A 13,030-nucleotide genomic window follows, 5' to 3' on the forward strand; every position below is an offset into this window, starting at 1 on the left:
GAGCATACAACATGGAGAAAAAAATAGCCCTTAAGAACAATTCTTGAGGGCCTCAAACAATATATAAAAGGGGGTCAGAGAAAAGCGCTAAACAATAAATAGCTTTTGAACTAAGAAGGGAATTCGCCTTTGAAGGAAATATTTCTTCAGTAGCCTTTTTCTTCTTCAAGTAACAGGAGAGTTGAACTTAAAATAAGTGTTTCTTGGGTCCGAACGTAAATCTAAGTTAATCAACAAAAGCCTTTTCTATCCAGAATCGGAGACGGGGTACGGAGCAAAAATAAGAAGCCGGCTAAACCAACTTCTTTCTCACTATTTTTAAACTGTCACATTGCTTATTTAACTGCAGATGCTGTTTTTTCCTTCTTTGCTTCTTTGTCTTGAATTAATTTGAGAAGATCTAGGAAATTATCATCACGTGTATAAATTGCTTTTGTCCCATTATCATCGTATTCATAGAAACCTTTATTTGAACGAATACCATGTTCACCTTTTTCGACCATTTCTTTTAAGAATTTAGGAACTTCTCTTGTATTTGATAAATCCTGCTCGATGTTGTATACCATAGCTTGTGTTGTTTGCAGACCTGCTAAATCCTGACTTTCCATTGGTCCGCAAAAAGCCCATTTAAAGCCCATGCTTCCTCTTACAGCGATATCAATATCTTCTGCCGTACATACTCCCAATTCAATTAAGTTGAAGCATTCCCGTAGAAAGGCTACTTGTATGCGGTTAACGATAAAGCCGGTAATCTCTTTTTTCAGTACTACTGGAGTTTTACCGATTTCTTTCATTAGGTCATAAGTTACTTTTACGATATTTTCATCTGTCTTCTCAAATTTAGCAATTTCTACAATTGGTACAAGTTGTGGAGGGTTAAAGTAGTGTGTAATGATAAATCTCCCCGGATGTTTTGCTCTTTGTGTTAATTCTTTTAAAGGGAAAGTAGATGTATTAGATGCAATAATCGTTTTTTCAGAGACAATACTTTCAATAATCTGGTAAGTATCTAATTTTGTCTCAAGCACTTCTGGAATAGATTCTAGGATAAAATCGGTATCCTGGATCGCTTCAAGTAAATCTGTTGTGTATTTAATATTATCCAAAGTCTGATCCATTTTTTCTTGTGACAGCATTCCTTTATCTACCATGATTTTCAAGCTGTTCGTAATCATTTTTTTTGCTGTTTCCAATGATGTCTCGCGTCTAGCTTGAATACGTACAATATATCCTGCTTGTGCAAGTAATTGAGCAATGCCATGACCCATAATACCTGCTCCAAGTACTGTAATGATCTTCATTTAAAAACCCCATTTCGTATTATATTTCTTCATTTTTCATAATTAGAATAGAAAGTCTATTAAAAATAGGTAGCATCTTGCTATTTATTTTTATAGTGTAGCTTCATTGTGATACTGATGAAAGAATCGTATATGTTGCAAAAGTTTCTTTCATTGATAAGCCAAAAAATTCTTTTACCATCTAGAAGCCAGGATCATTTACGTGTGAAGCAAAAGCTGTTCCCGCTCCAGTAGCAAGAGCAACAAGTGCTAAGTTTGCCTCAGGATATGACATTGGAAGGACCAAAATAATTAATAGAATAATCCCAAGTGCCACCATTAATAATGGCATTTTCATTTTGCCCCCTTTTTATATAACCCCTAAATCTTCCATTAACTTATAGGATCCCCTTGTCTTAAACATTTAGAAAATAAATATTTTATATATATTGAAATTTTCTGAATGTTTATAGTGTAATAAAAAGCGATTGAAATATCTAATAGAAAATAATTTGTAAAAAGGCGGTTTTTTTAAAATATTTTTTATAGTTGTAAGTCAATGAGGGGATCTAGAAGGAGAAAATATTATTGTATTGTTTAATAATTCTTATTTAGAAAATCAGAGCCATATTAGGAGGAGAAAACAAGAAGGTACAAACAGCAACAAAATTTCTCTTGTGAATTTGCCCTTACTAAAGTATTCATTGTGTTTATATATTAATAAAATCTTGAATTTTAGCTCTAGAAGAAAGATTATTTCGATTAGAATTACAAGGGGTAAAGATTTAAAATTAAAATAATAAATATAATATTCTGATATATTTTAATTGCAATTTTAGACCATAGCACACTGTGTTAAGTTTCGGATACGATTACATTTGGCTGAGGTATTCGGGATCAATGCTAGTTTTTGTGCATTTAATAGTTGTAAGACAAAAAGGATACAGACCTTTTTCATTATAAACCAAAAAAGAGATTACAAGGAAAAGAGGAGATTATAGCATGTCGAGTTAATTACAAGCCTATTTTTTGGAAGGAAGAGTATCCGTTGTAACAGGTTCTTCACAAGGAATTGGGAAGGCGGTTGTCATCTATTTTCAACAAGCTGGTGCGACTGTATTGGTTACAGGAACCAAATCCGGAACGTACGAAGAAAGTCACCGAGGAAGTGGCCCGATAAACTGGGCGATAAACAGACTACTTTATTGGTGATCTATCCAAAGATGAAAACGTTATCTAGATGGTGCTCGGTAGCCGATAGGTAACTGGTGGCTAAGGTTGAATCCCTGTGTCAAAGTAACTCTTTAAGAGTGCTAGCAAATTAACAGACAGGTTGTAATCTAAAGTGAATCCTGTCGCCTCGCCGGATGAAATACGGGTTTTGCCTACCCTATACCAAGTCAAATTAAAGAATTTCCCAGGTAGGATTAAAACACTGTTTCATCAGGCGGGGGGAGTACCAACCTATTTACTTATTTTGCTCGAGTAGAGTCTAATTAGAAAGGAGCATTCATTATGGTAATGGTTTGTAAAGAACATCTCACAAAAGGATTGGAATTACTCCCTGTTCCACATGTAAAAAAAATGTCTGCCCAAACAAAAAATAAATGTTCCTTTTGTGGCAAACAGGCGGAACTAAAATTATTTCTTCTTCTTAGCGTTAGAGAAAAAATATCATTTAATCTGATTCATTCATAGAAATTTAAGATTTAAGCTATAGCCTTGTATATAAACTTTCTCACCCAATTTGGTTTGATCGTGTTTGTCGCTTTCCGAACCACCTGCAAAACGGATTGATACAAAATTTAAATTGAATGGTATGTTTAATCCCATTTTTTCGAAATGTAACTCTAAGAAACAATTGTTTACTATATTATTAACAGCATATTCATTGTGTTTATATATAAATAAAATCTTGAATTCGGGCGCTATAAGAAAGATAATTTCGATTAGAAGTACATGGTCAAAAGATTTAAAATTAAATTAATAAAGGTAATATTCAATATATTTAAATATTTACGTTTTAAAATATTGTTATTGTCTGAAAAATACATTAGACGCTGATTACCGTAGCACGTTGGGTTAACTTTTGGATGCATTTACATTTGGTTGAGGTGCCCGGGTTCGATGCTAGTTTTCGTACATTTGATAGTCTCGACAAGAAGGAATCAGACCAGCTATTTAAAGCTATATTTAGAAAATATTTAAATCAAAACCAAGGAGAGGAATTATGTATGGTGCAAATCGAAACTAAAACAGTAGTTGAACCTATCGTAAAACCATTTGATTGTTTACATTATATCGACGGTAAATTTGTTGAATCTGTAGAGGAAAAAACGTTTTATAACGTGAACCCTGTAACTGAGGAAGTTTATGGTACTGTTGCAGAAGGAAGCTCGGCAGATATTGATTTAGCTGTTAAAGCTGCTAAACGTGCTTTTGAAGAAGGCCCATGGGGAAAAATGACTGTAAATGAACGTTCAAGAATTATCCGCAAAGTTGGTGACATTCTTGAAGCAAGACAAGAAGAAATTGCACAATTAGAATCATTAGATACTGGTAAGCACCTTAAATTCTCACGTCATGTTGATGCTCCTCGTGCAGCAGCAAACTTCCATTTTTTTGCTGATTACATGATTTCTATAGGAACAGAGGCATACCAAGATGAAACTCACAATGCGCTTAACTACGGATATCGCCGCCCGATTGGAGTAGTAGGATTAATCCAGCCATGGAATCTTCCCTTATTCTTATTAACATGGAAATTAGCTCCAGCTTTGGCTGCAGGATGTACAGTAGTGATTAAGCCATCTGAACTAACCCCAATGACTGCAACAAGATTAATGGAAATTCTTAAAGAAGCTGGTGTTCCGGATGGAGTTGTAAACTTGGTTCACGGTTTTGGACCTGGTGCTGGAAGTGCAATCAACAAACACCCTGACATTGCAGGTATTGGTTTTATCGGGCAAGTATCTACAGGTGCTAAAATCATGGAAGAAGCTGCACCTTCACTAAAAAAGCTTTCTTTCGAATTAGGCGGTAAAAACCCTAACATTATATTTGCAGATGTGGATATTGATGAAGTAGTGGCAACAACCATTAGATCAAGTTTTACAAATCAAGGGGAAGTTTGTGTCTGCGGTTCAAGAATCTATGTTGAACGCCAAATTTTTGATGAATTCGTAGAAAAATTTGCATCTAAAACAAGAGAATTAAAAGTTGGCGATCCATTTGATATGAGCAATGATCAAGGCGCATTAGTCGCCAAAGTACACTATGATAAAGTAATGAGCTACCTGAAAATTGCTGAAGAAGAAGGCGGTACTTTCGTTACAGGCGGTAAGCGCCCTGATGGTTTGGATAAAGGATATTTCATTGAACCAACCATCATTACTGGTCTAGATGACAGATCTCGTTGTGTTCGTGAAGAAATCTTTGGACCGGTTGTTACAGTTATTCCATTTGACTCAGAAGAAGAAGTGATTTCGGCAGCAAACGATACTCGGATGGGCTTAAGTAACACAATCTGGACTAACGATATTCGTCGTGCACACCGTGTAGCCCAAAAAATTGTATCAGGTTTATCTTACATCAACTGCTGGTTTGTACGTGATCTTAGAACTCCATTCGGAGGTACGAAAGACAGTGGACTAGGTCGTGTTGGCGGTAGTCACAGTTGGGAATTCTACACTGAAATAACTAATATTTGTGTTAAACTTTAATTTTTATTTTTTAACATAGATATGTTGCACGGTTTAAATAAGATATACCGTGCAACTTTTTTGAATGTTTCTCAGCTTATACTAAACAGTCTCAAAATACATTTATAATAGAAAGGATATATTCAATTGACTAGTAAAATTGAAAAGATTGCTGCTAAATTATTAGAAGCTGAAAAAAAACACGTCGGAATTAATCCGTTAACTGCGGTAGATCCAGAAATTACTGTCGATGAGGCATATTATATTCAATTGGAAAATATTAAAAATAAGGTAGCTGAAGGACAGAAAATTGTTGGCAAAAAAATTGGATTAACCTCTGTTGCCGTACAAAAAATGTTGGGTGTTGATGAGCCTGACTATGGACATCTATTAGACAGCATGGTCGTTGAAAATGGCGGTACTATTTTTTGTGAAACCATGCTTCAGCCAAAAGTAGAAGGTGAAATTGCATTTATTTTAAAGAAAGATTTAAAAGGACCGAATGTGACTGTTCTTGATGTGCTTCAAGCAACAGATTATGTTGTTCCTGCTTTAGAAATTGTTGATAGTCGGATACAAGATTGGAAAATTAAGCTACCAGACACGGTCGCTGATAATGCTTCATCCGGATTATTTGTATTGGGTGGCAAACCTACAAAAATTAAAGATATTAATCTGGAATTAATGGGCATGGTACTTTTGCAAAATGGTGAAGTGGCCAATACAGGTGTTGGAGCCGCTGCACTTGGAAATCCGGCAACTTGTGTTGCATGGCTGGCGAATCGTTTAGCAGATTATGATATTACTCTTAAAGCAGGTGAAGTAATCCTTTCGGGTGCACTTTCCGGCATGGTTGTCGTTAATGCGGGCGACAATGTTACAGCAAGATTTGCTTATCTTGGTCAAGTAAGCGTTAACTTTAAATAATTGGCTTAAATAGATACTGAATCTGGATCAAAGGAGGAAAAGGAATGGCAAGTGATATTATTAAACAAATTGCTGATTACTTAGTTGCTGCGGAAGTAGAAAAACGTGAAGTTGTTAAGGTAACTAAGACGTTTAAATCTGATTTAACAGTTGAGGAAGCTTATCAGGCACAGGAACTGCTTGTTCAAAAAAAATTAGACGAGGGCCGAAGAATCATTGGCCCTAAGATGGGATTAACAAGCAAGGCGAAGTGGGAACAAATGGGCGTTACTGAGCCAATTTACGGATATGTGTTTGATTATATGCTGATTGATAACGGTGGTGTTCTACCATTTTCTGATCTGATCCATCCAAAAGTGGAAGCAGAAATTGCGTTTTTGATTGGCGAAGATATTGAAGGACCAGGAATTACCGGCTCACAAGTGTTAGCTAAAACAGAGTATGTTTTACCTGCACTTGAAATTATTGATAGCCGTTATGAAAATTTTAACTTTACCCACACAGATGTAATTGCTGATAATGCATCTACTTCAAGGGTCGTATTCGGTAATACACTTCGAAAACCAAATGACTTTGAACTTGAATTAGTAGGGGCAACTTTATCGATTAATGGCCAAATTAAAGAATTGGGCGCTGGAGCTGCCGTTTTAGGACATCCTGCCAATGCCATTGCAGTATTGGCAAACATGCTCGCCAGAAAAGGAGATAAAATTAAAAAAGGCGAAATCATATTATCGGGAGCCTTAACAAGTGCAATATTGTTAAAAGTTGGCGACATTGTTTCAGGTAAATTTGATGGCCTCGGCGAAGTAAATTTCTCTGTTGGTAAATAAATCAGCAATTTTAAAACATATTACAATAGGAAAATATAATTTATAAAAGGGGGATTACCATGCCACTTATTCAAGTAAATATTATGGAAGGCAGACAACCAGAAAAAATAAAAGCATTAATTGAAAATATTACTGATACAGTTGTTGAAACATTAGTTGTACCAAAAACTAGCGTTCGAGTATTGGTAAATGAAATGCCAAAAACTCATTGGGGAGTTGCCGGTGTGCCGGTTTCTGATAGAAAATAAACGAATAAGCTTGAATCTAGTAACTGTATTCTAGAAAATCGACAAACTATTAGTTGTTTTTGTAAAGGTGATTTTTCACAACCTTAGAAATAAAAAATTAAAACTCCCTATATTTTTTGAAAGGGAGTTCAGACTGTCGACAAATTCGAAAATAATCGGGTTTGTCGATCAACCTGAGGTACTGACATCCCCTTAAGGGAGGTTCACTACACCTCTTTTTGTTATTCACTCATATTGTTATGATTAGCCATAGTAGAAATAGATTTAAAGGCATACCCATTCATCTTGTTGAATTGGTATTTTTTATATCTGTCTGATTTAATCGTTTCATTAACGAATTTTTTTATCATGTTCATCTATTGTTTTCAGGTCTATCTTCCAGGTGCAAACTCATTATAAAAAAATTGCAGACATCGGTAAATAAATAGGGAGGAAAATATAAAATGACAGTATCTGAACTTATTGAAAAACTAGAGAAAATGGATATTCAAGATGCACAGATAGTGCTTAAAGATTCATCAGATGAATATTTAGATATAGGAGAGATTGAAAGTATTTTAGGATTCTATTATGTAATTCATCCAGTTTCAACAAATAGGAGCCAGGAGGAAAAGTAACCGGGTTCTCTTTTCGGAGGGAAGGTAACTTTATTAGCAATAAATATAACTGTAATTAACAATATTTTAGCATTAGAAAAAGGCAACTTAATGAAGTTACCCCCTTAAGTTGGACTAATAATCCAACTTAAGGGGTTTTTTAATAGTTTTCAAGTATTTTAGAATGTCATTCCATTTAAATGTCTTTAGAATTTACTCAGGACAAACGAAATCTTTTAATTATTCCTCTTAAATCATCTCTTTGCACGAGAATTGACAGCGTATTAATAATGTTTATATAAATAATATCTTGAATTTAGGCACTAAAAGTAAGAATATTTCGATTAGATTTTCACAAAAAAAAGATTTAAAATTAAATCAATTAAGATAATATTCTGATATTTTTAATGTCAACATGTTCAGATAGTATCTGGAAAATGCATTAAACGCTGTTTACCTAAGTACACTGAGTTAAGTTTTGGATGCGATTACATTTGCTGAGGTATCCGGATCGATGCTAGTTTTTGTGCAATTGAAAGTTGCACGACAAAAAGGAAACAGACCATTTTTACAAGGAAAGGAGGAGATTTTAGCTTGTCGAGTCAATCACAAGCCTATCTTTTGGAAGGGAGAGTAGCCGTTGTAACAGGTTCTTTTCAAGGAATTAGGAAAGCGGTTGCAATTGGTTTATCACAAGCAGGTGCGACTGTATTGGTTACCGGAACCAATTTCGAACGTTCGCAGGAAGTCTCCGAGGATGTGGACCAATTAACAGGGCGGGAAACAGACTACTTTATTGGTGATCTATCAAAAGATGAAAACGTTATCCAGATGGTTGAAGAACCCATACATAAATGGGAAAAAATCGAAAGTCTTGTCAATAATGCCGGCTGAGGCGTAATTCTCCCGTTCCTTGAACAAACACCGTATCCTTAAAAACAACAATCGACCGTAACCACTGGACCATGCTGTGGTCATGATACAGAGTGTTGCCGAATATGGTGAAACAAAATTACGGAGGGATTATTAAATGGCGGAAGCACGATGCAATAAAAATGATTTTAAGGTTTTCTAAAACCTCTTTCAGAACTGACACAGATGATGAGCAGGTATACTAAAAAAACTTATTTAGGGGGAGAGTCAATGAGCAATTATCTTAAGGATGATCAACAGAAGTGTTTATTCAAAGTAAATCGTGAAGTTTTTATTGATCCGGAAATTTTAGAAATCGAACGCAATGAAATTTTTGATAAATGCTGGTTATATATCGGGCATGAATCAGAAGTACCGAATAAAGGCGATTTTCATAGAAGAAAAGTTGGTGGACGAAACCTTTTATTCACCCGCGGCAATGATGGGGTAATAAGGGCATTATATAACTCCTGTCCTCACCGGGGTGCGCTCGTCTGCCGTGAAGAAAAAGGAAACTCAAAAGTATTCCGCTGCTTCTATCATGCATGGAGCTTTAATACGCAAGGGGAATTAGTCGGATTACCTGATAAATTTGGTTTCTTGGAAGACCATAACTGCGATGGCTCCAAAAATATGCTGGCTGTCAAACGACTTGAAAGTTACCGCGGTTTCGTATTTGTTAACTTTGATGACAACGCCATATCATTAGAGGAATACCTGGCAGGTGCCAAAGAGTATCTCGACTTGGTGGCAGATCAAACAGAAGTTGGAATGGAAGTTTTGCAGGATCCCCAAGAATATAGCGTACGAGCGAACTGGAAATTACTTTGTGAAAATAGTTTTGATTTATACCACGGGGTACCAACCCATAAAACCTATTTTGATATTGTTGCGACCCGCGGCGGAATAATGGAAAAAGACAGTCTGGCAGGGGAAGCACGCGCTCTGGGGAATGGACATGCCGTAATGGAATATTATGCCCCGTGGCCAAGACCAATCGGAAAATGGATTGAAGGTTACGGTGAAGAGGCGAAAGAAATTATTGACAAAATCAATGCCCGCTTAGTAGAAAAATTTGGCGAAGAAAGAGCCCACCGCATTTCGAAAAAGAACCGTAATATTTTAATTTTCCCTAACCTGGTCATCAATGACATCATGGCGATTGCAATCAGAACCTTTTATCCGATTGAACCGGGTTATATGCAAGTAACCGCATATGGTTTATCTCCTATAAATGAAACAGACGGTTTCAGAGAGGTTCGGAATGACAGCTACTTAGAGTTTTTAGGGCCAGGCGGTTTTGCGACTCCGGATGATAATGAAGCACTTGAACTATGCCAGGAAGGCTTTTTAAATACTAAAGAAGTCGGATGGAATGATATTTCCAAAGGAATGAACAGGGAAATTCCCCAAGCGACAGATGAAGAACAAATGCGTGCCTTTTGGCGTGAATGGGATAAACGGATGACAGCAGCGGAAAGCAAAAAAGAAGAAGATGGGAAGGTGGAAGTATGAACATAACACGTCAGGAAATTGAAGATTTTTTATTCCATGAGTCTGAGCTTCTTGATGAGTTTAAGTTAAAGGAGTGGGCTGCATTATTCGCAAGCAATGGAACGTATGTGATTCCGCCCATCGGAAATCCTGATGCGGATTTTAAAAAATCGCTTTTCTTTGTTCATGATGATCGTGCCCGTTTAGAACAGCGGGCGTTACGATTACTGAAAAGAGAAGCCCATGTAGAATACCCGCACTCCACTACTCTTCACAATGTGATGAATGTAAGAATCGTTAATAATGAAGAGGATGCCGTAAAAGTTAGATGCAATTTCTCTACCTACCGTACGAAACGTGAAGTAATGGACAATTATGTCGGGGTCAACGAATACATCTTGGTAAAAGAAAATGGAGAATTAAAGATTCAATCCAAGAAAGTCATTCTCAAATTGGACAGTCTTCGCCCGCACGGAAAAGTAAGTATCATTTTATAATATGAAGTCAGATTTTGAATATGGTTTATACGAATTAACACATTAACGCGGTTAAGCTATGAGGGTTAGACACTCTACTATAATATAGGAGGTTTTTGAATGATTCGTTATAAAAAGTTGGGATATGTTGTGTTAAGCGTGACTGACCTTAATAAATCGGTAGATTTTTATGAAAATATTGTTGGTATGGAATTTGTTGAACGGGTTCTTGATGCCGCATACCTTCGATGCAGCTGGGACCATCACAATTTAATCCTTGAACAAGGAGAAGAACCTGGGTTAAAAAGAGTAGCATTTGAGCTTGAAAAGGCAGACCAATTTCAAGCAGTATTTGACCATTTAACGAAACAAGGTGTAAATCCTGTCGAATTAAGCACAGAGGAGTGCCAAAATTTGGCCCAAGGTAGAACATTGCGTTTTAAAGATCCATATTTAGGGGTAACGTATGAATTCTATGTGCAAATTATGCAAATGGGTACACCATTTGTTCCTAAGAAAGCCAGAATTACGAGACTTCTTCATGTCGTTTACGAAACTAATAAATTTGACGAATTATTTGATTTCTTTACGACTGTTTTGAACTTCAACATTTCAGATATCCAAGGAAGGGAAACGGGGTGGGCCTGGTTAAGGGCAGCTGGAACTCCATTTCACCATAATTTTGCCCTGACAAAAGGAAAAGAAAATAAATTGAATCACCTTGCTTATCAAGCTCAACGTGTAGATGATGTAGGGATTCAAGTTAATAGATTAAAGGATAACAATGTTCCGATTCTTTTTGGGCCAGGAAAACATCACCCATCGGGCAGCATTTTCCTATATTTTGCTGATCCTGACGGTTTAACGATTGAGTATAGTCAAGGAATGGAAGAATTTCCGGAGGAAAATCCAAGAGAGCCTCGCCGTCTAGAACCAACCATGCATACCCTTGATGAATGGGGAGGAAGACCTAAACCAGGATGGGGAAAAGTTGGTAAATTGATAAAGGAAGACTTGGAAAAAGTTAATCAATAATCAATCAACAATTATCCTTTAAGGAGGCAGCATCGTGTCAAAAGGTGAGAATTTCCGTGTTGACTTTCACACCCATATTATTCCCGAGAATTTTCCAGATTTTGCGGAAAAATATGCGGATGATCGTTTTCCAATTTTAAAGCATACGTGCAGCTGTGGAGCTGAAATTTACAAGGATGGAAAGTCATTCCGAAGAATCGACGAGAATGCCTGGAATCCTGAAAAGCGCATCGCTGAAATGGATGCAGAAGGTGTCAATGTCCAAGTTTTATCTCCGATTCCCGTTACGTTTACATATTGGGCAGATGTAGAAAAGTGTTTAGAGCTGTCGAAAGCACAAAATGATTTCATAGCTTCGGTAGTAGCCCAATATCCTGATCGTTTTGTCGGCCTTGGAACGGTACCACTGCAGAATTCGGATTTGGCGATTGCAGAAATGGAAAGAGCAGTTAAAGAGCTGGGGCTGATCGGGATTGAAATCGGCAGCAACGCAAATGGAAAAACCCTCGATGATCCAGAGATTCAAAGATTTCTAGAAGCAGCGGCAAAAATGGATGTACCCATTTTAGTTCATCCATGGGCCACGGTCGGAGTAGAGAGAATGCCAAACCACAACTTTATGTATTCGATCGGAATGCCGTCCGAAACAGCTCTTGCGGCAGGAAGCCTAATCTTCAGCGGTATTCTTGATAAATTTCCAAAATTAAAAATCTGCTTCGCCCATGGCGGGGGGTCCCTGCCGTATTTATTACCGCGAATCGACCAAGCCTGGGAAGTTTGGCCGCATATCCGCACAACGGAACAGCCGCCAAGCTATTATGCAAAGAAACTCTATTACGATACGCTCGTTTACGATCCGTGCAATCTCCAATTTATGCTTGGAAAATTTGGTGCTGATCATATTATCATGGGTACAGATTATCCATTCATGTTGCGGGAAGCACCGCCGGGGAAAATAGTTGAAATGTTGGAAAATGTTTCGGATGTGGAAAAGAAACAAATGCTTGGAGAAAATGCGATTAAGTTTCTGGGATTAAATAAAGAGAGTTTTATTAAAGAATCGGAATAGGCCAAATAAAAGAACATTCCATTTTGATAGGAATGTTCTTTTCTATCTTGACCTATAGTTCTATAGATCAGGAAAATTTTAATTTTTTTAAAGAGGTTTTAAACGACTATAGAAATAGTAGAAGCCTTTCTAACTTTGATATGTAGGTATTCGTAAGATAAAAATGTAGTTAAATTAAATGATGAGGAGATGAGTAATAATAAATATTAATATTAAATATAAAAATATCATTTTTGCATTTTTAATGGCTTTTAGTATGTCCTTTTTTATTTCATTAATATTAATCTTAATAAATAGGGGTTATGATGGAACATTTTTACATGCATGGTTATAAACTTGGTCACAGGCTTTTATTTGTGCTTTTTTTTGTATTACTTTTTTCCGAAAGTAATACAAAAAATAATGAAAAAGATTAATTTTGTAGAAAAACCATTAATAATTGAGAATAATATTATAGTG

The 13,030-nt window shown here is 36.4% G+C and carries 13 protein-coding genes and 1 pseudogene; 12 read left to right on the top strand and 2 right to left on the bottom strand.

Annotated elements, in window-relative coordinates; genetic code table 11:
- Nucleotides 1–335 precede the first annotated feature (335 nt).
- Both J7E81_RS09670 and J7E81_RS09675 read right to left on the bottom strand, forming a co-directional pair.
- Nucleotides 336–1,301, bottom strand: a complete 966-nt coding sequence (locus tag J7E81_RS09670; protein ID WP_215041951.1) for a 3-hydroxyacyl-CoA dehydrogenase family protein — start codon at nt 1,299–1,301, stop codon at nt 336–338.
- Between the two features lie 103 nt (nt 1,302–1,404).
- Nucleotides 1,405–1,587 (bottom strand): annotated as a pseudogene (locus J7E81_RS09675) (GntT/GntP/DsdX family permease); the annotation flags it as partial.
- A gap of 722 nt (nt 1,588–2,309) precedes the next feature.
- On the opposite strand from J7E81_RS09675, the gene J7E81_RS09680 reads away from it, so the two are divergent.
- From J7E81_RS09680 to J7E81_RS31345, 12 genes are all read left to right on the top strand, one after another.
- On the top strand, nt 2,310–2,492 hold the full coding sequence (locus tag J7E81_RS09680; protein WP_215041952.1) for a hypothetical protein: 183 nt from the start codon (nt 2,310–2,312) through the stop codon (nt 2,490–2,492).
- Nucleotides 2,493–3,523: 1,031 nt separating this feature from the next.
- Nucleotides 3,524–5,002 carry an aldehyde dehydrogenase gene (locus J7E81_RS09685; RefSeq protein WP_215042277.1) on the top strand — a complete coding sequence of 493 codons (1,479 nt, stop codon included), beginning with the start codon at nt 3,524–3,526 and terminating at the stop codon, nt 5,000–5,002.
- A 126-nt stretch (nt 5,003–5,128) separates the two neighbouring features.
- Nucleotides 5,129–5,908 carry a 2-keto-4-pentenoate hydratase gene (locus tag J7E81_RS09690; protein WP_215041953.1) on the top strand — a complete coding sequence of 260 codons (780 nt, stop codon included), beginning with the start codon at nt 5,129–5,131 and terminating at the stop codon, nt 5,906–5,908.
- Between the two features lie 44 nt (nt 5,909–5,952).
- The gene (locus tag J7E81_RS09695) at nt 5,953–6,741 is read left to right on the top strand and encodes a 2-keto-4-pentenoate hydratase (RefSeq protein ID WP_215041954.1); all 789 of its coding nucleotides are present in this window, start codon (nt 5,953–5,955) and stop codon (nt 6,739–6,741) included.
- Nucleotides 6,742–6,779: 38 nt separating this feature from the next.
- On the top strand, nt 6,780–6,989 hold the full coding sequence (locus J7E81_RS09700; RefSeq protein WP_308162198.1) for a 4-oxalocrotonate tautomerase: 210 nt from the start codon (nt 6,780–6,782) through the stop codon (nt 6,987–6,989).
- Nucleotides 6,990–7,432: 443 nt separating this feature from the next.
- Nucleotides 7,433–7,606: a hypothetical protein gene (locus J7E81_RS09705; RefSeq protein WP_215041964.1), complete on the top strand. Its 174-nt coding sequence runs from the start codon at nt 7,433–7,435 to the stop codon at nt 7,604–7,606.
- Between the two features lie 573 nt (nt 7,607–8,179).
- The gene (locus J7E81_RS09710; RefSeq protein WP_215041969.1) at nt 8,180–8,479 is read left to right on the top strand and encodes an SDR family NAD(P)-dependent oxidoreductase; all 300 of its coding nucleotides are present in this window, start codon (nt 8,180–8,182) and stop codon (nt 8,477–8,479) included.
- A 249-nt stretch (nt 8,480–8,728) separates the two neighbouring features.
- Nucleotides 8,729–10,012, top strand: a complete 1,284-nt coding sequence (locus J7E81_RS09715) for an aromatic ring-hydroxylating oxygenase subunit alpha (RefSeq protein WP_215041970.1) — start codon at nt 8,729–8,731, stop codon at nt 10,010–10,012.
- Complete coding sequence (locus J7E81_RS09720; protein WP_215041971.1) at nt 10,009–10,488, top strand: aromatic-ring-hydroxylating dioxygenase subunit beta; 480 nt, start codon at nt 10,009–10,011, stop codon at nt 10,486–10,488. Before J7E81_RS09715 ends, J7E81_RS09720 begins: the two co-directional genes overlap by 4 nt.
- A 99-nt stretch (nt 10,489–10,587) precedes the next feature.
- Nucleotides 10,588–11,502, top strand: a complete 915-nt coding sequence (locus tag J7E81_RS09725; RefSeq protein ID WP_215041972.1) for a VOC family protein — start codon at nt 10,588–10,590, stop codon at nt 11,500–11,502.
- A gap of 34 nt (nt 11,503–11,536) precedes the next feature.
- Entirely contained in the window at nt 11,537–12,571 is a 1,035-nt protein-coding gene (locus J7E81_RS09730) for an amidohydrolase family protein (protein WP_215041974.1), read from the top strand.
- Between the two features lie 256 nt (nt 12,572–12,827).
- The gene (locus J7E81_RS31345; RefSeq protein ID WP_374104024.1) at nt 12,828–12,905 is read left to right on the top strand and encodes a DUF2798 domain-containing protein; all 78 of its coding nucleotides are present in this window, start codon (nt 12,828–12,830) and stop codon (nt 12,903–12,905) included.
- Nucleotides 12,906–13,030 lie beyond the last annotated feature (125 nt).

The sequence above is a fragment of the Bacillus sp. ISL-18 genome (assembly GCF_018613415.1).
Lineage (GTDB): Bacteria > Bacillota > Bacilli > Bacillales > Cytobacillaceae > Neobacillus.

Bases quoted from the DNA above. Each gene is read 5' to 3' on its own strand.
- J7E81_RS09720 (WP_215041971.1), top strand. From the start codon at position 10,009: ATGAACATAACACGTCAGGAAATTGAAGATTTTTTATTCCATGAGTCT.
- J7E81_RS09705 (WP_215041964.1), top strand. From the start codon at position 7,433: ATGACAGTATCTGAACTTATTGAAAAACTAGAGAAAATGGATATTCAA.
- J7E81_RS09715 (WP_215041970.1), top strand. From the start codon at position 8,729: ATGAGCAATTATCTTAAGGATGATCAACAGAAGTGTTTATTCAAAGTA.
- J7E81_RS31345 (WP_374104024.1), top strand. From the start codon at position 12,828: ATGTCCTTTTTTATTTCATTAATATTAATCTTAATAAATAGGGGTTAT.
- J7E81_RS09695 (WP_215041954.1), top strand. From the start codon at position 5,953: ATGGCAAGTGATATTATTAAACAAATTGCTGATTACTTAGTTGCTGCG.
- J7E81_RS09725 (WP_215041972.1), top strand. From the start codon at position 10,588: ATGATTCGTTATAAAAAGTTGGGATATGTTGTGTTAAGCGTGACTGAC.
- J7E81_RS09670 (WP_215041951.1), bottom strand. From the start codon at position 1,301: ATGAAGATCATTACAGTACTTGGAGCAGGTATTATGGGTCATGGCATT.